We start from the raw sequence: 19,260 nt of genomic DNA, 5'->3' as shown, positions 1-19,260 counted from the left end.
GGCTTTTGGCCCTACTGAACCTCGTAGCCGACCTCCTCGCTGGCATGGCAGAGCGCCTTCCAGAACGATCGGGCGAAGGAGCGGAAGACATAGATGTCGAACTGGTCGGCGCCGGTGCGCTGGATCTGCGCAAAGACGTCGTGATGGGTGGTCGAACGGCCGGAGCCTATGGGGAAGGCGGGCAGGGCGAAGTCGATGGCGAAGAATTTCGCCAGCACCCATTCGGCCTTAGGGCCGGCGATGCGGATAGCGGTGCGGCCATGCGACAGGTCGGTGATCGTGCCGATTGCCGGGGTTACGTCCCCGGCAAAACTCGCCGCCAGGCCCTCGGCCTCGTCGACGACTGTGAATTTTCCAGGCGCGAAACCGAACACGGCCTTGCCGTCCTTGGCGAGACCGCCGCCGGCGCCATCGGGCAAATCGAGGCCGGTGACCTTGCCGATCACGTCGATCAGTTGCTTTTCCGCGCCCGGCCACGCGGCCAGCTGCAGGATCGAGCCCGGCCGGGTCTCGGTCAGGATGACATCGACGCCATGCTCGAAATTGCCGTGCGAACCCGGATGGGACACCGGCTCGAGCGGCGAGAGGCGCTCGGGTGATTGGCGTTCGGGTGATTGGCGCTCAGCCATGCATGCGGCTCCCGTCCGGGTCGTAGAAATGGTTGGAGACGATCTCGACCGGCCCGAACCGCTTGCGCAGCGGATCGGAGACGAATGCCCGGGTGCCATGGCGCGCCTTGCCGCCCTCGACCAAAGCCAGCGCGATGTGCTTGCCCAGCGCCGGCGAGTAGCAGCAGGCGGTGATATGGCCGATGGAGTCGTGCGGATTGGCTTCGTCCAGTTCCTCGACGAGGTGGGCTCCGCCATTGAACGGCCGATTGTCGAGCGAGACTAGGCCGACCAGCTGCAGCCGCTCGGGCGCGATCAGGCCTTCGCGGTCCATCATCGCCGAGCCGATGAACGGCTTCTTCTTCGACAGCATCCAGTCGAGATGCAGGTCGCGCGCCGTAGTGCGCCCGTCGATCTCCGCGCCGGTGACATGGCCCTTTTCGATGCGCATCGTGCCCAACGCCTCCAGCCCGTAGGTGACCAGGCCGAACGGCTTGCCGGCTTCGACAAGCGTTTCCCAGACATGGGTGCCGTAGCCGGCGCCGCAATAGACCTCGAAGGCCATTTCTCCGGAGAAGGACAGCCGGCAAATCATCACCGGCACGCCTGATATCTCGCCGCGCACGATGCCCATGAAGGGCAGGGCTGTGTTGTCGACGGCGGTGCCGGTGACGCAGGCGGCGAGGATGGCCCGCGCCTTCGGCCCGCCGATGGCCGCGCCCGCCCATTCGTCGGTTACCGAGGTGACATGCACTTTGAGTTCCGGCCAGATGACGTCGAGGAAATATTCCAGATGCTGCATCACCTTGCTGGCGTTGGCCGTGGTGGTCGTCATCAGGAAATCCTGTTCGCCAAGCCGCCAGGTGGTGCCGTCGTCGAAGGCCAGCCCGTCCTCACGCAGCATCAGGCCGTAGCGGGCCTTGCCGACGGGGAGGGTGGAAAACATGTTGGTGTAGACGCGGTCGAGGAATTCGCCCGCATCCGGCCCCTGAACGGCGATCTTGCCCAGCGTCGAGACGTCGACGATGCCGGCGCTTTCGCGCGTCGCCCTGGCTTCACGGACATAAGCCTGCTCGACCGTCTCCCCGGCAAGGCCGTAGATCATTGGTCGATACCAGAGGCCAGCGGAATACATCGTCGCGCCATTGGCGAGGTGCCAGTCATGCATCGGCGTCAGCCGCTCCGGCTTCAGATCGCCGAAACGCTCGGCAGCGAGCGAGCCAATCGACACCGCGGAGTAGGGCGGGCGGAAGCGGGTCGTGCCGACTTCGGGGATCGGCTTGCCCAACGCCTCGGCCATGATGGCGAGACCCGGAACGTTGGAGTTCTTGCCCTGGTCGGTCGCCATGCCGAGCGTGGTGTAGCGCTTCAGGTGCTCGACCGAGACGAAGCCTTCGCGATGCGCCAGCCGCACGTCTTCGGCGGTGACATCATGCTGGAAGTCGACGAAGCTTTTGCCTTTCACCTTGATCTCGAACACCGGAGCCGGATCTGGGTTTCCCGGGGCTGCTTCGACATCCGGCAAGGCTGCCGGCGCAGCCGCTCCGCCCGCTGCGGACAAGCCGGCTGCGCGGCCCTCAGTGATTGCTTCGATGGTCGAGAAGCTTCCGTTGAAAGCACCCGCACCAATCCATTGCTGATTTGGCCAGCGCTGTTGCGTTTGCTTTGGCGGCAGGAAGGCCTGGCGCGCAGGATTCCACTCGGCTCTCGCGCCAGCCTGGCTGGCGAGGTGGATGGTCGGCGACCAGCCGCCCGACATCAGCAGGCTATCGGCGTGGATGCTGCGGGCGTCACCGCTGAGCGCGCCCGAGGTCATGTCGAAGCGCTGCACCTTGAGGCCGGAGAGCGCCTTGCCGCCTTCGGTGGCGACCACGGCATGGCCGGAGAGGATTTCGGCTTCGGCCTCGGTGGCGAGGCTGCGCATTTCGGCCGAAAGCTCGGGGCGCACATCGACGATGGCGACAATAGCCGCCCCGGCCTTCCTCAGCGCCAGCGCCGAGCGATAGGCGCTGTCATTGTTGGTGAACAGCGCGATCCTGTCGCCGGGCAGCACGCCATAATCGTTAGCATAGCGCTCGGCGGCATGCGCCAGCATGACGCCCGGCCGGTCATTGCCGGGGAACACAAGCGGCCGCTCGAAAGAGCCGGTGGCCAGCACCACCGTCTTGGCGCGGATCGCCCAGTAGCGATGGCGCGGCTCGCCCTTGCCGGGCGTTTCCTTGTGGTCGGTGACGCGCTCGAGCGCGGCTAGCGTGTTGCCGTCGTAATAGCCCCACACCGTGGTGCGCGGCAGCAGGCGGACCGTGTCATGTCCTTCGAGCTGGCTGACGGCGCGCGCCGCCCAGTCGGCGGCCGGCGCGCCGTCGATGGCCTCGCCGGACCAGTTGGCCGAGCCGCCGAAACGCGGCTCGAGTTCGGCCAGGATGACGCGCGCGCCCTGGTCGGCAGCGGCCTTGGCGGCTGACAGGCCGGCCGGGCCGGAGCCGACCACCAGCACGTCGCAAAACGCGTTCATGCGCTCGTAGCGCGAGGTGTCGGCGGCAATACCGGCGCGGCCCAGGCCGGCGGCGCGGCGGATGAAATGCTCGCAGAACATCCAGAATCTGGTGCCCTTCAGCGGGCCGAAGACCGGACCCATGAAGGTCTTGTAGTAGAAGCCGGCGGCCAGGAGCTTGCCGCCGAGCTGGTTGATGGCGTTGACGTCCCAGGCGAGCGAGGGAAAGCGGTTCTGGCTGACGGCCACCAGCCCGTCATAGATCTCGACCATGGTTGCGGCGATGTTGGGCTCGCGCACTTCGCCGCGCAGCACCGTCACCAGCGCGTTCGGTTCCTCGACGCCGGCCGAGAGCAGGCCGCGCGGGCGGTGGTATTTGAATGAGCGGCCGAAAAGCGTGACGCCGTTAGCAAGCAGCGCCGAGGCCAGCGTGTCGCCGGCATGGCCGGTGTAGGGCGTGCCGTCGAAGGTGAAGCGGATGGTGCGCAGCCGGTCGACGCGGCCGCCAGTCTCGGTGCGGCGCGGGCTCACGACTTGCCTCCGGCTTTGTGCCGGGCGGCGGCATTGTGGTCGCCGCGGGCGAAACCGGTGCTGGAAATCTCATGCGTGACCGTGTTGCGCACCATCCTCAGATGGGTGCGGCAGCCGCCCGAATGCTGCCAGATCTCATTGTGGTCGCCGGCCGGGTTCAGCCGATCGTAGACATAGGCGTTCCAGGCGTCGAGGTCCTGCGAGTTGGGCTGCGGGCGCTCGCGGTTGCCGTCGCCCTGATAGGTGAACTCGATGACGTCGCGCGGGCCGCAATAGGGACAAGTGATAAGCATTTGTTTGAACCCTAATGCAGCCGGGGCGTTGCGCCCTGGCCCTTGTCGTCAATCACTAGGCCGCGATAAAAACGGTCGAGCGTGAACGGCGCGTTGAACGCGTGCGGTTCGTCCTTGGCGATGGTGTATGCGAAGCACCAGCCCGAGGCCGGCGTCGCCTTGAAGCCGCCATAGCACCAGCCGCAGTTGAGATACATGCCGGGCAGCGGGCCGGTGGTGATGATCGGCGAACCGTCCATTGACATGTCGCAGACGCCGCCCCAGGAGCGCAGCATGCGTACACGCGCAAGGCCGGGAAACAGCGCCAGCATCTCGCTCATCACCTCATCGACGATGGGCAGGTTGCCGCGCTGAGCGTAGCTGTTGTAGCCGTCGATGTCACCGCCGTAGACGAGGCCGCCCTTGTCGGACTGCGACATGTAGAAATGACCCATGCCGAAGGTCAGCACCGTGTCGACGAAAGGTTTCAGCGATTCGGTGACGAAGGCCTGCAGCACATGGCTCTCGATCGGCATCCTGTCGATGCCGGCAAGCTGCATCACCCGTCCGGTGCTGCCGGCAACGGCCACGGCGACTTTCTTGCCGCGGATCTCTCCGCGCGTCGTCTGCACGCCGGTGATGCGGTCGCCGTCGCGCAGGAAGCCGGTGACCTCGCAATTCTCGACGATGTCGACGCCGCGTCGGTCGGCGCCGCGGGCATAGCCCCAGGCAACCGCATCGTGACGGGCGGTGCCGGCGCGCGGCTGCATCAGGCCGCCGACGATGGGAAAGCGCGCGGAGGCCGACATGTCCAGCGCCGGGACCAGGCGCGCGATCTCGGCGGTGCTCATCAGCTCGGCATCGACGCCGAGATGGCGCATGGCGTTGCCGCGCCTTGCCAGGTCGTCGAACTGGCCCGGCGTGTGAGCCAGATTCAGGCAGCCGCGCTGCGAGAACATGACGTTGTAGTTGAGGTCGTGCGAAAGGTTCTCCCACATCTTCATCGAATGTTCGTAGAAGCGGGTGTTGGACGGCAAAAGGTAGTTGGAGCGCACCGCCGTGGTGTTACGGCCGACATTGCCGGAACCCAGCCAGCCCTTTTCCAGCACCGCGACATTGGTGATGCCGTGCTCCTTGGCCAGATAGTAGGCCGTCGACAGGCCGTGGCCGCCGCCACCGATGATGATGACGTCATAGGAAGCCTTGGGGTCGGGCTTGCGCCAGGCCGGCTTCCAGTCCTTGTTTCCCTTGAGCGCGTTCGTGAGAAGCGAAAGGGCTGAATATTCCGCCATTCTTCATGTCATCCCTAGAGCATGATGCCGAAAAGTGTGAAGCGGTTTTCGGACGACATCATGCTCTATATCTTTGATTTTTAGAGCCGGATGATTTCATGTCCAACAGACCTGAAGCCATCCGGCTCGGGTGCGATGCGGCAGACTATAGAGCAGGCGGCGTGCGCAAAGCCAAGATTGCGCCATGGCTTTTCGACTGGCCGACTCCCGCAAGGCGCCCAACTGTCATGACTTCGCCACGACTTGCCCCACGGGATGAGCGTCTCTATCAAGGACCGCTTTAGAAGCGGCCTTTGCCGCCCTTTGAGTCGCCACCATTATGTCTTTTCGCTTCTTTCGCCTGATCCTGGTCCTCGCGCTCGTTGCCTTGGCGCCGCATTCGTTCGGCGCGATGGCGCAGGGGCTTGGCCAGGCGCCTGCCGGGCTGGTCGCCGACCAGCAGAAAATCCTGCAGGGTTTGACGACGAAAACCGACGCTCTGGAGAAGAAGGTCCAGGAGGACGGCGTCGACGACACCACCCTTGTCGAGATCCGCCTGCAGTTGGAAGAGCTGTCGCGCGCTGCGCTGAACAGCGCGCTGGCGTTTCGTTCGCGGCTGGGAGAGATCAATTCGAGGCTCGAGCAGCTTGGCGCCCCGCCGGCTGCCGGACAGCCCCCTGAACCGGACATCGTGACCGGCGAGCGCCAGGCGCTGGCGTCGGAAAAGGCGGAGATCAACGCCGTCATCGCCGGGGCGCAGAACCTGTCGATTCGCATCAATTCGCTGATCGAGAAGATCGGTAATATGCGCAGCGAGCTGTTTCGCAGCGGCCTAACCAAGCGCTATGTGCTGTCCGATGCACTGAGCCCCCAGGTGTTTTCCGACGCAAGGGACGAATACGCCAACTTCTACAGGGCGGTGTCATCGTGGCTGAGCTTTGCCTTCAAGTTCAAGTTCCAGGCGATGCTCGCGGCGACCCTCATGGCGCTTGCTTTGGCGGTGGTGCTTCTGGTCGGTGGGCGCCGCCTGTTTGGGCGCATCTTCGAGCCCGACGCGTCGGTTGAAGATCCGACATATCTCAGTCGCCTGTCGGTGGCGTTCTGGTCGACTTTGCTGCCGACGCTGGCGGTCAGCGCCTTCCTCGCCTCGACGGTGTTCCTGTACAACTACTACAATGTGCTGCGCGGCGACATAGGCGTTTTCCTCAACGCGCTGGCAGCCGTCATCGCCATAGTGTTCTGTGTCAACCGCCTGACCAATGCGGCTCTGTCGCCCAGCATGCCGAACTGGCGCCTGATCCAGGTCGAGACCGGCCCGGCGCGTTGGCTGGTGCGGCTGACGACGGCCATGGCAGTCGTCATCGGCATCAACAATTTCCTGTCGATCGTCAACGACAAGATGGGCTCGCCCCTGTCGCTGACGGTGGCCAGGAGTTTTGTCGCCACCGTCATCGTGGGCGTCATCCTGATCCTTATGGCGCTGCTGAAGCCTTACAAGGACGCCGACGGGCGCTGGCGCCCCTGGCCGGCCTGGCTGCGCTACACCTGTGTCGCGCTCGGCCTGTTCACGATTGCGGCGGCACTGTTCGGCTATATCGGTCTTGCCATCTTCGTCTCGTTGCAGGTCGTGGTCACCGGCACCATCCTGCTCACCGCCTATATCGGCTTCCTGTCGGCGCGCGAGATCGGCGAGGAGGGTGGTTTCGCCGGCACGTCCATCGGGCGCTGGCTGAAGACCAATTCCAGCTATGAGGACACCGCGCTCGACCAACTCGGCCTCGTCGTCAGCGTCGCCATCAACCTGATGATCGTGCTGGTGTTCCTGCCGCTGATCCTGTTGATGTGGGGCTTCCAGCCCGGCGATATCCAGGCCTGGGGCTATAAATTGGCGACAGGCGTCACCGTCGGTTCGGTGACGATTTCGGTCACCGGCATCCTCACCGGCATCGTCGTTTTCATCATCGGCTATTTCCTGACCCGCTGGTTCCAGGGCTGGCTCGACGGCTCGGTAATGGCGCGCGGCAAGGTCGATACCGGCGTGCGCAACTCGATCCGGCTGGCGGTCGGCTATGCCGGCGTCGCGCTCGCTGGGCTCGTCGGCATCTCGGCGGCGGGCATCGATCTCTCCAACCTGGCGCTTGTTGCCGGCGCACTTTCGCTGGGTATCGGCTTTGGCCTGCAGAATGTCGTGTCCAACTTCGTGTCCGGCCTGATCCTGCTCGCCGAGCGGCCGTTCAAGGTCGGCGACTGGATCGTCGCCGGCGACACATCAGGCACGGTCAAGAAGATCAGCGTGCGCGCCACCGAAATCGAGACCTTCCAGCGGCAATCGGTGATCCTGCCCAATTCGAACCTCATCAACAACGCCGTCGGCAACTGGACGCACCGCAACAAGCTCGGACGTGTGGAGATCAAGGTCGGGGTCGCATATGGCAGCGACGTCAAGCGGGTACACGCGGTCCTGCTTGAGATTGCGCGCGGCCATGCGCTGGTGCTGAAGAACCCGGAACCCTTCGTCCTGTTCACCAATTTCGGGCCGGCAGCACTCGAGTTCGAGATCCGCGTGTTCCTGGCCGATGTGCTGAACGGCGCCATCGTTCAGAACGATATCCGCTTTGCCGTTCTCGATGCTTTTGACGCCGAGCACATAGAAATCCCCTCGACGCCGCGCGCCGAGGTCAAGGTCAAGCAGACCGACGCATGGCCGATCGACGACGACAAGATCGAGGTCGAGTTCGCCGAGAAGGAGCAGGCGGAGGCCAGAGCCGCCGCCGAGGCGAAGCGGCTGGCCAAAACTGGTCGCAAGGCCCGCAAACCCGATCCCAGCTAAGGCCCCAAGCTCCTCCCAAACCAATTGCGGCATGAATGCGGCATTCAGTTGCGGTTCAGCTTGCATCTCCTATAAGCTCACATGCAAAGGCGAGAATGCCTTGCGAAATGCAACAGAGGCGGTGTGGAAACACCGATATTGCAAAATGTGGAAGTCGCTCGTCGTCGCCATCGCTCTTACCGCAGCGAGTGGCTCGGCCTTTGCCGCCAGCGCGGTCAACAAGGATGCTGAGACCCGTACGCTGATCGTGACGGAAGGCGGCGGCAAGACGGAGCTGGCGCTGGCCGCCGGCGAAACCGTGGAATTCTGCCCGAACGGCTGTTTCGTCACCTTGCCCAATGGTGACCTCGAGGCCCTGACCGGCTCGGAAACGGTCGAAATCTCAGGTGGCGTTGCCCGCATCAAGTAAAGTCGGCAAGCAGATGTAGTAAAGGCCGGGCAATGCCCGGCCTTTTATTGTTCGCGGTAGCGATTGCTTAACAATGACGCGGGAAATATCGTGGCGCCTACCGGCTGCAACCGTGCGTTTTAACGTTCAATACGCCGTTCCGCCGCTATACCGGTGCGAAGACGCCGAAACACGGCGCAACCGGTTATGAATAGGGCAGAACGGACATGGATGCGCGGTCGGACAAGAACGCAATCCCGCTTGCGGTCGACCTCGACGGCACGCTGATTGCGACCGATCTTCTTTGGGAAGGCCTGTTCATCCTGCTCAAGAAGAATCCGCTCTATGTTTTCCTGGTCCCGTACTGGCTGGCCGCCGGCCCGGCGCGGCTGAAACAAGCCATCGCCGACCGCATCGATATCGATCCGGCCTCGCTGCCCTATCGCGAAGCGCTGCTGCAGCGGCTGCTCGCCGACCATAGCGACGGACGCAAGATCGTGCTGGCGACCGGTACGCCACGCAAGTTCGCCGAGGCGATCGCGGCGCATCTGGGCGTCTTCGACTATGTGCTGGCGACCGACGGTCCCCACAACATGACCTCGGGCCGCAAGCGCGACGCGCTCATCGCCGCCTATGGCGACGGCGGTTTCGACTATGCCGGCAACAGCCGGCACGACGTCAAGGTTTTCGGAGCCGCACGCAAGGCCATCGTCGTGGCGCCCGACCGCCATGCGAAGCGCTGGCAGGCCGCGCATAGCGCCGAAAGGATGCCGGCGCCGAAAAGGACATTGAAGACATTCGTCAAGATGCTGCGCGTGCATCAGTGGCTGAAGAATTCGCTGATCGCGGTGCCGATGGTGCTGTCGCATGAATACTTCAACGTCAACATGATCTGGCAATGCCTGCTGGCGTTCGTCTCCTTCAGCGCCGTGGCTTCCGCCATCTACATTCTCAACGATTTCTTCGACCTTGCGCTCGACCGCAAGCATCCGACCAAACGCAACCGACCTTTCGCCAGCGGCGCTTTGTCGATCCCGTTCGGTCTCGGCGCGATGGCGGTGCTGCTGGCGATCGGCATTGCCGCCGGGCTTCTGTTGCCGATCGAGTTCCTGGGCGTGCTCGCCGGCTATCTGGTGGTGACCACAGCCTATTCGCTGTCGTTCAAGCGCATGCTCCTGGCCGACGTACTGACGCTGGCGGGGCTATACACTGTGCGTGTGCTGGCAGGTGCTGCGGCGACCGGGGTCGAAGTCTCGTTCTGGCTGCTCGCCTTCTCGATTTTCTTCTTCCTGTCGCTGGCGCTGGTGAAGCGCTATGTCGAACTGCGCACCACAGCCATTCCGGTGGGCGAGCGCATTGCCGGCCGCGGCTACCGCATCGAAGACCAGGAGATCGTCGCCCAGGCAGGAATGGCGTCGGCCTTCTCCTCGGCGCTGGTGCTGGCGCTGTACATGGACAGCGTCGCGGTACGCGAACTCTATCCGCATCCCTGGCTGGTCTGGCCGCTGGCGCCGATCGTGCTGTATTTGACCATGCGGGTCTGGATCCTGGCGCGCCGCAACGAGATGAATGACGATCCGGTCATCTTCATCATTCGCGACTGGCGAAGCCAGATCGTCGTGGTGATCGGCGCCGCCCTTCTGGTCGCGGGAGGCTGGTAGGGGATGGCCGGCGAACGGTACCGGAGTTTTGGCCTCGCCACGCCGGCCGCAAAGCGAGCCATCGCGGCCGACGATGCCATCGCGCTGATGCGAAGCGGCAAGGCGACAAAGAACGCTCTGCTCGCCTATGGCAATGGCCGCTCCTACGGTGATTCCTGCCAGAACGGGCCAGGTGCGGTCGTGGACATGCGGCCGCTGAACCGCATCGGCGCCTTCAATGCCGAGACCGGCCTGCTCGAGGCGGAGGCCGGCGTGTTCCTCTCCGATATCATTGCGCACACTGCACCTTACGGTTTCTTTCCGACTGTCGTCCCAGGCACCCAGTTCGTCACCCTTGGCGGCGCGATCGCCAATGACGTCCATGGCAAGAACCATCACCGGCGCGGCACCTTTGGCTGCCATGTCGAGTCGTTCACGCTGCTGCGCTCGGACGGGCGGACCTACACCTGCTCGGCAACCGACAATGCAAGGCTGTTTGCGGCGACGATCGGCGGCATGGGGCTGACCGGCCTGATCCTGTCGGCCTCGATCCGGCTGATGCGGGTGCATTCGCTCGACATCGCCGAGAAGGTAACGCGGTTTGCCGATCTCGGCGAATTCTTCGAACTGGCCGAGGCCGCCGACCAGGCCAATGAATATGCCGTCGCCTGGATCGACCAGCTTGCCGGCGGCCATGGCCGCGGGCGCGGCCTGTTGTTGACAGGCAATCATGCCGAGTATGGCTCGCATGCGGCGTCTCGCGCCGGCTCCCGTTTTTCAGTGCCGTTCCAGCCGCCGTTCAATGTGCTCAACCGGCCGTTCCTCACCGCCTTCAACGCCGCCTATCGGTGGAAGAAGGGGCGCTCGCCGGGGCCGAGCCAAACCGGCTACCAGGGCTTTTTCTTTCCGCTTGATGGTGTCGGCGACTGGAATCGGCTGTATGGCCCGAAAGGTCTCTACCAGCACCAGAGCTTGGTGCCGGAAAATGTCGCGCGTCAGACCGTGCCGGCGCTGCTCGAGGCGGCGCGACGGGCCGGGCAGGGCTCTTTCCTCACCGTGTTGAAGCGCTTCGGCTCGATCCGCTCGCCGGGGCTGCTGTCCTTTCCGCGGCCAGGCTTCACGTTGACGCTGGATTTCCCCAATCGCGGCGACAGGACGCTGGCCCTGCTCAGCGAACTCGACCGCATCACGGTCGCGGCCGGCGGCGCGGTCAACCCGTACAAGGATGCGCGCATGGGCGCTGATACTTTCGCGGCCTCCTTCCCGAATTGGCAGCGGCTTGAAGCGCTGCGCGACCCGGCTTTCGTGTCCAGTTTCTGGCTGCGGACGGCGAAAATGCTCAACGTCCGGCCAAGGCGTGTCGAGGCAGCTGAATAGGTACAATCCGAATAAGTCATGGTGAATAGATCGTAAGTTCCGTAGTTTACTCAAAGCATTGTCGTGACTTCACGAAATGTTTGCAGGTTAGTAATAGGACCGTTGCGAGTGGCGGGTGCAAAATATGAAATACATCGTCTTCATTCTGTTCACGGTCATGACCAATGCCGCCGCGCAGCTGATGCTGAAGCAAGGCATGATGTCGCTCGGTCCCATTTCGTTCGAAGGCACCAATCCGCTGTTGAGGCTGTTGCAGGTCGTTTTCAGCCCATGGGTGTTTCTCGGCCTGTGCACCTTCGTCATCTCGATGGCTTCGCATCTCTACGTGCTGTCCAAGGTCGAGCTCAGCTTTGCGTATCCGTTCCTCAGCCTTGCCTATGTCGCGGTTGCGATCTTCGCCTATTTCATCTTCCGCGAGGACCTCAATGCCTGGCGCATTGCCGGCATCGCCTTCATCTGCGTTGGCACCGTGCTGATCGCGCAAAGCGGTCGAGACTTGGGCGGGCGCGGGCATGACGACCAAACCGCTTCCATCATCCCCGACAAGATCCAGACAAACGAGATCGTTCGATGAGACATGTTATTTTCGGCGGCGACGGCTTCGTCGGCCGTCATCTTGCCCCGAAGCTTGTGGCCGATGGTGAAGAGGTTGTCGTTGCCGACATCGTCAAGAGCGACCTGACGCACTATCGCAACGTTCGCTTCGTCACCTGCGATGTCACGGATACGGCCTCGGTGGCTAACATCGGATTGAAGGCCGACGACATGATCTACAACCTGTCGGCCAAAATGCTGTCGCCGATCCAGGTGCGGGCCAAGCGTCACGACTTCTTTTTTCCGGTGAATTTCCATGGCACCGAACACATCATGCAGGCGATGGACAAGGCCGGCGCGTCCAAGCTCGTCCACTACACCACCGACATGATCTACGGCCACACGGTCACCCAGCCGATGACCGAGGAGCACCCGGTCGCACCGCTCGGCGAATATGGCTGGTCGAAGCAGAAGACCGAGGAGCTCGCCGCTCAATGGCGCAAGCGCGGCATGTCGATCTCGCTGTTTCGCCCGCGTCTGATCATCGGTCCCGGCCGGCTCGGGATCCTGGAAAAGCTGTTCAAACTGATCGACTGGAATTTTCCTGTGCCGATGATCGGCTCGGGCAAGAACCCCTATCAGTTCATCTCGGTGTTCGATTGCGCGGAAGCTGCCCGCGCGGCCTGGAAGGCAGGCGTGCCCAACCAGGCCTATAATCTGGGCTCCCTCAATCCGCCGCCGGTGAAGAAATTGCTGGGCGACCTGATCAAGCATGCCGGCTCGAAGTCGCTGCTGATCCCGACGCCGGGCTGGGCGGTCAAGCGCACCCTCGACCTGCTCGATCTCATGAACATGCCGATCATGGATCCCGAACAATATCTGATCGCCGATGAGGAGTGCGTGCTCGACGTATCCAAGGCCGAGCGCCAGCTCGGCTGGGTGCCGCAATATCGCGACGAGGACATGCTGATCGCCGCCTACAGCGAATACCGCGCCAAGAAAGACGGGCTTGCCGTCACCGCAAATCATGTCCCCGCCGAATAGGTGGGACGACCAGGAGAACTCCGAAATGACCGTCATGGCCAAGCCTGAGCAGACGAACGCGCGCACCATGGTCGGCGCGCCGGCGTTGTCGCCTACCGCCATCGCCAAGCCCGACCTGATCAGCGTCGAGCAGGCGAAGGCGATGGATGTCGCGCGCATGACCGACCTGTTCAAGGCGCATCTCAATCCGGGCCAGCTGCATTTCATGAAGCTGCTCGGCTTCCACAAGATCAAGATCGAGCGTGCCGAAGGCATGTTCTACATCGACCAGAACGGCCGCAAGATTCTCGACTTCTTCGGCGGCTTCGGTTCGCTGGCCTTCGGCCACAACCATCCGCGCATCCTGGAGGCCCGGCGCAAATTCCAGGAGGAGAAGCGCCAGGAAATCGCCATCGCCTTCATGTCGCAATATGCATCGGCGCTGGCGCACAACATCGCCAAATGCTCGCCCGGCGATCTCGACATGGTGTTTCTGGGCTCGTCGGGTTCGGAAGCGATGGAAGCGGCGGTGAAGCTCGCCGAGCGCGCCGCCGGGCCGAAGAGGCCAAAAATCGTCTATGCCGAGAATTCCTTCCACGGCAAGACCAAGGGCGTGCTCGGCATTACCGATGGCCAGCTCTACCGCGCGGACTTCAAGATGGCTGAGAACACCGTTCGCATTCCGTTCGCCGATATCGAAGCGGTCGAGCGGCTGTTCCGCTCCGACCCGGAGGTCGGCGTCATAGTGCTTGAGACAATCCAGGGCGGCGGCGGCATCATCCAGGCAGAGGCGCAATACTGGCAGAAATTGCGCGTGCTCTGCGACCAGTATGGCGTGCTGTGGGTGGCGGACGAAGTGCAGTGCGGCTATGGCCGTTCGGGACGCTTCTATGCCTTCGAGCATTATGGCGTCGTGCCCGATGTGACGGCGCTGGCGAAATCGCTCGGCGCCGGCAAGGCGGCGGTCGGCGCGATGATCGCCCGGCGCGAGGTCTATATGAAGGCCTATGGCACGCCGAAGACGGCGATGATCCATGCCATGGCCACCTTTGGCGGCATGGGCGAGGCCTGCGTCACCGCGATCGAGGGCATCAACGTGCTCTATGATGAGGGGCTGATCGACAACGCCGCCACTACCGGCGACTATCTGCTTCAGCGCCTGCAGGCGCTGAAGCAGAAGTACCCGAAGATCATGAAGGATGTGCGCGGCAAAGGCTTTATGGTCGGGCTCGAGTTCCACGACTTCTCGCAGACCTTGCCGATGGTGCTGCGTCCGATCGTCAGCGTCCTCGACGACAAGCTGAAGGGCTCGCTGTCGGGCTTCGTCGGCGCGCTGTTGCTGCGCGACTATGACGTGCTCGTCGCCTTCACCGAATACAACCGCAACGTCATCCGTCTCGAGCCGCCGCTGATCTGCCAGCGCGAGCATGTCGACCATTTCGTCGATGCCTTCGATAGCCTGCTGTCGCGCGGCATCGTGGGGATCGTGAAGGATTTCGTCAAAAGCCAGGTCCGTTAAAGAAGTCCGTTGAGCGAAGTCCCGAGTCCGACAATGCTGAGCAAGTCTCCCGCCCCGCAAAACACACTCGACCGGCTGACCGCGGCCGCTCTGGCGTGGGGCGAGGGGATTTATGCGCGATGGGCCGCGCCAATCGGCGCGATCGCGTTTTCGCTCTATATCCTGCTTACGGCGTTTACCGCCTGGACGATGCCCGATGCCAATTGGGACATGCTGCCTTATCTCGCAATCGCCGAGGAGGGCGCTTACCCCGATGCGCAGGCATTGCATGACTATGCCTACAGGACGGTCCAGGCCGGCGTTTCGGCCGCCGACTACAAGGCGCTGACAGACGATGGCGGCGGCTTCCGCAGCCATATGGCGCAAAATGCCGCCGACTTTCACTCGCTGCTTGGCATGTACCGGATCAAGTTCCTCTACGCCGAGATGCTGTCGACGATGAGTTCGGTGATGTCGCCGGTCGAGGCGATGCGGGTGCTGCAGGTGGTCTCGGTGCTGCTGTTCGGGATGATCACGCTGCTCTGGTTGCGAACCGAAGGCGCGTTGGCGCTGGCGCCGGTGGCCGGCGCGGTGCTGATCATGGCCGATTTCGGCGACGCGGCACGCGCCTCGACCCCGGATCTGTTGTGCTCGGCGCTGTTCCTCGGCGGGCTGCTTGCCTATGTGCGCGGCCGCGAGGCAGCGACCGCTGTCCTGCTTTTCCTGGCCTTCATGGCGCGGCCGGACAACATCGTGTTCCTGGCCGTTTTCGCCGTGCTGCTGCTGGTCTTCCGGCAGCGGGCGTGGGGCGCGCTGGCCGGCTTTGCCGCGTCCTTCGTCGCCTATTTCGCGATTTCGCACTGGGCCCAGCATCCCGGCTGGTGGCCGCATCTGTGGTTCTCCAGCATCGAGCAGCACTACAATATGGATGGCTTCGAGCCGCCGTTCTCGGTTGGCGCCTATCTCAAGGCGTTTGCCGCATCCTTCATTCGCGCTATCAGCATCAACAGCTGGGTCGGGGTCTCGGTTCTGGCGCTGGCCGCGTGGTTTGCGCTCGGCCGCGCCGGCTTCCGGCTCGATCGCCGCGCCGGCATCCTGCTTGCAGCACTGGTGCTCGGCGTGCTGGCGAAATTCACCGTCTTTCCGATCCACGACACCCGCATCTACTTCCCGAACCTTCTGCCGCCCTACCTTTTGCTTGTCGGCCCGATCATGGCGCTGTGGGCGTCGGCAAGCCTGAATGGAAGGCGGCCCATCGCCATACCTGGAGGTAAGCCATGAGTTCCATTTCCGGGCTGGCGCGCATCGCCCTTTCGCTCGGCCTGCCCGCCGGCCTGCTCGATCGCGGGCCGGCGTTGCGTGGCACGAAATTCCTGGCCAAGGCGGCGCTGAAGGCGCGGTTTGGCGGTGGGCAAGCCTTCCAGATGGTCAATGTCGGCGCTTGCGACGGCGCGCTGTTCGACGACGTCACGCCGTGGCTGCACCGCATTCCGCGGGCGCGGGCCGTGCTGGTCGAGCCGATCCCGTACAATCAGAAGCGGTTGCGCGCCAACTATCCCGACACGGAACGCTTCGTCATCGAACCGGTCGCGGTGACGAAGACCAAGGGCACGATCACCGTCCACACTTTCGATGCCGCGGCACTCGAGGCCGGCACGCTGCCGATCGAGTTCATCGGCTGCTCGTCGGTCACCGACACCAATCTGATGTCGGGCAAGAATGCCTGGGGCGAGGACGACGCCAATTTCAACAAGTTCGCGCCGCACGTGAGGGATATCGAGGTGACGTCGGAAACGCTGCAGACGCTGCTCGACCGCAACGGCATCACGCATATCGACGCCTTCCTGGTCGATTGCGAGGGCGCCGACTGGATCGTCTTCGAACAGCTCGACCTCAAGCGCTACCGCCCCGGCATGATCAAGGTCGAGGTCGGCGCGCTGCCGGCCGCCGAAATCGGCCAGGTCGTGGTCAAGCTGAAGACATCAGGCTATCAGGTCGGCTTCCAGGCCGAGGACATCTGGGCCTTCGCCTGAGATAGATCGCCACTGGCGGCACGCCGGCGCGCCGGGTCGCGTCGCATCCGCGACGTGTCGCAAACAGGCGGTAGCTGCATCCACGTCCTCTGCATATTGTGCGCCATTCGAACGGGCGCGGACGCGCCCGCTTTATCCCCTTGGAGTCGCGGGCAATGGCAGAGTTTCCGAAACAGGCGAAGGTCGTCATCGTCGGCCTGGGTGGCATTGTCGGCGCGTCGATCGCGCATCATCTGATCGAGCGCGGCTGGACCGACATTGTCGGCATCGACAAGTCGGGCATCCCGACCGATATCGGCTCGACCGCGCATGCCTCGGACTTCTGCTACACCACGAGCCATGATTTCCTGTCGTGCTGGACGACGCTCTACTCGATCGATTTCTACGAAAAGATGGGCCATTACGCCCGCATCGGCGGTCTCGAAGTGGCGCGCGTCGGCGACGACAGCCGCATGGACGAGATCAAGCGCAAGATCGCCTCGGCCAAATCCTTCGGCACTCGCGCCCGGCTGATCGAACCGGCCGAGATCAAGGAAAAATTCCCGCTGATCGAAGAGTCCATGGTGCAGGGCGGCCTGTGGGATCCGGACGCCGGCCTGGTCATCCCGCGCTCGCAGACCGTCGCCGGCAAGCTGGTCGACCAGGCGGAAGCTACGGGGAAACTCAAATCCTTCGCGAACACGCCCGCCAAATCTCTCATCGTCGAGGAAGGCCGCATCAAGGGCGTCGTCACCGACCGCGGCACGATCATGGCCGATTATGTCATCGTCTGCGCCGGCATCTGGGGCCGGCTGATCGCCGAGATGGTCGGCGAAGACCTGCCGGTCATGCCGATCGACCATCCGCTGACCTTCTTCGGGCCTTACAATCAATTCGCCGGCACCGGCAAGGAGATCGGCTGGCCGCTGTTGCGCGACCAGGGTAATTCGGCCTATATGCGCGACACCGGCGACCCCAGGACCGCCGAAGGCGGCCAGATCGAATGGGGTTACTACGAAGAGACCAATCCGCGTCTTTGCCATCCGCGCGATTTGCTGGAAAAGGATCAGGCGCGGCTGTCGCCGTCGCAGCGCGATCTCGACATGGAGCAGATCCTGGCGCCGCTGGAGCGCGCCATGGAACTGACGCCGATTCTGGGCGAACTCGGCTACAATGAAAGCCATTCCTTCAACGGCCTGTTGCAGGTGACCCCCGATGGCGGCCCGTCCATGGGCGAGAGCCAGAAGGTGAGGGGCCTCTGGTACGCCGTCGCCATCTGGGTCAAGGACGGCCCCGGCATGGGCAAGCTGATCGCCGACTGGATGACGGACGGCCGCACGGAAATCGACCATCACGCCATCGACTATGCGCGCTTCTATCCGCACCAGACGAAAGAGCAGTTCATCTGGGATCGTTGCACCGAGACGGCGATGAAGGTCTACAATCCGGCGGTGCATCCGCGCGAGCCGTTCTCCAAAGGTCGCAACATCCGCCGCTCGCCGTTCTGGGAGCGCGAGAAGGAGCTTGGCGGTTACTTCATGGAGCTGGGCGGTTGGGAGCGCGCGCATGGCTATGCCGCCAACGAGCATCTGCTGGAGAAGTATGGCAACCGGGTTCCCGTACGTGAGAACGAATGGGACAACCGCCATTTCTGGCGGGTGTCCAATGCCGAGCACCTGGCGATGAGCGAGGATTGCGGCATCGTCAACCTCTCGCATTTCTCGATGTACGACATCGAAGGGCCGGACCATGTCGCGCTGCTGGAGTGGCTGTGCGCGGCCAAGATCGGTGGCGACAACAATATCGGCAAGGGTATCTACACCCACTTCCTCGACGAGGAAGGCATGGTGCGCGCCGACTTCACCGTCATCCGCATGGCCGACCGCTGCCGTCTGATCGACGGCGCCGACGCCGGTCCGCGCGACTTCCGCTACATGCAGCGCACCGCGCAGGACAAAGGCTTTGACGTCACCATCACCGACGTGACGGAAAAATATGTCACCATCGGCATCTGGGGACCGAACGCCCGCACGACACTGCGGAAAGTGGTCGAAAATCCGGATGGTCTCTCGCTCGAGAACTTCCCGTTCGCGGCGATCAAGCCGGTCAGGATCGGCGGCAAGGACGTCACCGCCTTCCGCATCTCTTATGTCGGCGAGCAGGGTTGGGAACTGCACATGCGCTACGAGGACGGCCTGGCCGTTTGGGACGCGCTGCGCTCGACCGGCGTGATGCCGTTCGGCGTCGAGACCTATGCCAACACCCGGCGCATGGAAAAGAGCCTGCGCCTGCAGAACGCCGACCTTCTGACCGAGTATAATCTGCTCGAGGCCGACCTTGCCCGACCGAAGGTCAAGGAGAACGACTTCTGCGGCAAGGCCAAACATGTCGAATACCGCGCCCGCGAACACCAGCCGGCGATCCTGTGCACGCTGGTGATGACGGAAAACGTCGATTCGAAGGGTGTTGCCCGCTATCCCGTCGGCACCATGCCGGTGATGGATCCGAAGACCGGCGAAACCCTTGTCGACGAACTCGGCCGCCGCTCCTTCACCACGTCGATGGCCTATGGCCCGACCATCGGCAAGAACATCGGCCTCGCCTATCTGCCCTGGGCCCACGCCCAGGAGGGCCGCAAGTTTGCCATCGAATATTTCGGCGAGACCTACCCGGTCGAGGTGGCTGCCGTCGGCTACAAGCCGCTCTACGATCCGGAGAATTTGAAACCGCGGAGTTGAGCGTCATAGGTTCCAACCAACACATCGAAGAGCCCGGCACCTCG

14 protein-coding genes are annotated in these 19,260 nt (G+C 63.3%); 10 read left to right on the top strand and 4 right to left on the bottom strand.

Annotated features, from left to right (window positions below; genetic code table 11):
- Positions 1-11: 11 nt before the first annotated feature.
- Genes X727_RS0133470 through X727_RS157650 form a run of 4 tightly spaced genes read right to left on the bottom strand, consistent with a single transcriptional unit; the run spans position 12 to position 5,197 of the window.
- A complete protein-coding gene (locus tag X727_RS0133470; RefSeq protein WP_050591273.1) occupies positions 12-629 on the bottom strand; it encodes a sarcosine oxidase subunit gamma in 618 nt (205 codons plus the stop codon).
- Positions 622-3,633, bottom strand: coding sequence for a sarcosine oxidase subunit alpha (locus X727_RS157640; protein WP_023833846.1), 3,012 nt, complete (start codon positions 3,631-3,633; stop codon positions 622-624). The genes X727_RS0133470 and X727_RS157640 overlap by 8 nt, the downstream gene beginning before the upstream one ends.
- Complete coding sequence (locus X727_RS157645; protein WP_023670367.1) at positions 3,630-3,926, bottom strand: sarcosine oxidase subunit delta; 297 nt, start codon at positions 3,924-3,926, stop codon at positions 3,630-3,632. The genes X727_RS157640 and X727_RS157645 overlap by 4 nt, the downstream gene beginning before the upstream one ends.
- Before the next feature lie 11 nt (positions 3,927-3,937).
- Positions 3,938-5,197, bottom strand: coding sequence for a sarcosine oxidase subunit beta family protein (locus tag X727_RS157650; RefSeq protein ID WP_023670368.1), 1,260 nt, complete (start codon positions 5,195-5,197; stop codon positions 3,938-3,940).
- 319 nt (positions 5,198-5,516) lie between these two features.
- Here X727_RS157650 and X727_RS157655 point away from each other — a divergent pair, with 319 nt between their 5' ends.
- From X727_RS157655 to X727_RS157700, 10 genes are all read left to right on the top strand, one after another.
- The gene (locus X727_RS157655) at positions 5,517-8,006 is read left to right on the top strand and encodes a mechanosensitive ion channel family protein (protein ID WP_023670369.1); all 2,490 of its coding nucleotides are present in this window, start codon (positions 5,517-5,519) and stop codon (positions 8,004-8,006) included.
- Between the two features lie 145 nt (positions 8,007-8,151).
- Positions 8,152-8,415 (top strand): hypothetical protein, encoded by a 264-nt coding sequence (locus tag X727_RS157660; protein WP_023670370.1) that lies wholly within the window; start codon positions 8,152-8,154, stop codon positions 8,413-8,415.
- Positions 8,416-8,621: 206 nt separating this feature from the next.
- On the top strand, positions 8,622-10,055 hold the full coding sequence (locus X727_RS157665) for a UbiA family prenyltransferase (protein WP_023833845.1): 1,434 nt from the start codon (positions 8,622-8,624) through the stop codon (positions 10,053-10,055).
- Positions 10,056-10,058: 3 nt separating this feature from the next.
- Positions 10,059-11,411, top strand: a complete 1,353-nt coding sequence (locus X727_RS157670) for an FAD-binding oxidoreductase (protein ID WP_023833844.1) — start codon at positions 10,059-10,061, stop codon at positions 11,409-11,411.
- Between the two features lie 124 nt (positions 11,412-11,535).
- A complete protein-coding gene (locus X727_RS157675) occupies positions 11,536-11,985 on the top strand; it encodes an EamA family transporter (protein WP_023670373.1) in 450 nt (149 codons plus the stop codon).
- Positions 11,982-12,989 (top strand): NAD(P)-dependent oxidoreductase, encoded by a 1,008-nt coding sequence (locus X727_RS157680; RefSeq protein WP_023681794.1) that lies wholly within the window; start codon positions 11,982-11,984, stop codon positions 12,987-12,989. Before X727_RS157675 ends, X727_RS157680 begins: the two co-directional genes overlap by 4 nt.
- A gap of 67 nt (positions 12,990-13,056) precedes the next feature.
- The gene (locus tag X727_RS157685) at positions 13,057-14,487 is read left to right on the top strand and encodes an aspartate aminotransferase family protein (protein ID WP_245274147.1); all 1,431 of its coding nucleotides are present in this window, start codon (positions 13,057-13,059) and stop codon (positions 14,485-14,487) included.
- A gap of 33 nt (positions 14,488-14,520) precedes the next feature.
- The gene (locus X727_RS157690) at positions 14,521-15,747 is read left to right on the top strand and encodes a glycosyltransferase 87 family protein (protein ID WP_023833842.1); all 1,227 of its coding nucleotides are present in this window, start codon (positions 14,521-14,523) and stop codon (positions 15,745-15,747) included.
- Complete coding sequence (locus X727_RS157695) at positions 15,744-16,499, top strand: FkbM family methyltransferase (protein WP_023691006.1); 756 nt, start codon at positions 15,744-15,746, stop codon at positions 16,497-16,499. Before X727_RS157690 ends, X727_RS157695 begins: the two co-directional genes overlap by 4 nt.
- A gap of 155 nt (positions 16,500-16,654) precedes the next feature.
- On the top strand, positions 16,655-19,216 hold the full coding sequence (locus X727_RS157700; protein ID WP_023833841.1) for an FAD-dependent oxidoreductase: 2,562 nt from the start codon (positions 16,655-16,657) through the stop codon (positions 19,214-19,216).
- Positions 19,217-19,260 lie beyond the last annotated feature (44 nt).

This window comes from Mesorhizobium sp. L103C105A0, assembly GCF_000502215.1.
Taxonomy (GTDB): domain Bacteria; phylum Pseudomonadota; class Alphaproteobacteria; order Rhizobiales; family Rhizobiaceae; genus Mesorhizobium.
The sequence above is the reverse complement of the archived record's forward strand: the minus strand, read 5'-3'. Positions and strand labels throughout refer to the sequence as shown.

Excerpts from the sequence above, each read along its gene's own strand:
- X727_RS0133470 (WP_050591273.1), bottom strand. The coding sequence starts at position 629 with ATGGCTGAGCGCCAATCACCCGAACGCCAATCACCCGAGCGCCTCTCG.
- X727_RS157645 (WP_023670367.1), bottom strand. The coding sequence starts at position 3,926 with ATGCTTATCACTTGTCCCTATTGCGGCCCGCGCGACGTCATCGAGTTC.
- X727_RS157650 (WP_023670368.1), bottom strand. The coding sequence starts at position 5,197 with ATGGCGGAATATTCAGCCCTTTCGCTTCTCACGAACGCGCTCAAGGGA.
- X727_RS157655 (WP_023670369.1), top strand. The coding sequence starts at position 5,517 with ATGTCTTTTCGCTTCTTTCGCCTGATCCTGGTCCTCGCGCTCGTTGCC.
- X727_RS157660 (WP_023670370.1), top strand. The coding sequence starts at position 8,152 with ATGTGGAAGTCGCTCGTCGTCGCCATCGCTCTTACCGCAGCGAGTGGC.
- X727_RS157665 (WP_023833845.1), top strand. The coding sequence starts at position 8,622 with ATGGATGCGCGGTCGGACAAGAACGCAATCCCGCTTGCGGTCGACCTC.
- X727_RS157670 (WP_023833844.1), top strand. The coding sequence starts at position 10,059 with ATGGCCGGCGAACGGTACCGGAGTTTTGGCCTCGCCACGCCGGCCGCA.
- X727_RS157675 (WP_023670373.1), top strand. The coding sequence starts at position 11,536 with ATGAAATACATCGTCTTCATTCTGTTCACGGTCATGACCAATGCCGCC.
- X727_RS157680 (WP_023681794.1), top strand. The coding sequence starts at position 11,982 with ATGAGACATGTTATTTTCGGCGGCGACGGCTTCGTCGGCCGTCATCTT.
- X727_RS157685 (WP_245274147.1), top strand. The coding sequence starts at position 13,057 with ATGGTCGGCGCGCCGGCGTTGTCGCCTACCGCCATCGCCAAGCCCGAC.
- X727_RS157690 (WP_023833842.1), top strand. The coding sequence starts at position 14,521 with ATGCTGAGCAAGTCTCCCGCCCCGCAAAACACACTCGACCGGCTGACC.
- X727_RS157695 (WP_023691006.1), top strand. The coding sequence starts at position 15,744 with ATGAGTTCCATTTCCGGGCTGGCGCGCATCGCCCTTTCGCTCGGCCTG.
- X727_RS157700 (WP_023833841.1), top strand. The coding sequence starts at position 16,655 with ATGGCAGAGTTTCCGAAACAGGCGAAGGTCGTCATCGTCGGCCTGGGT.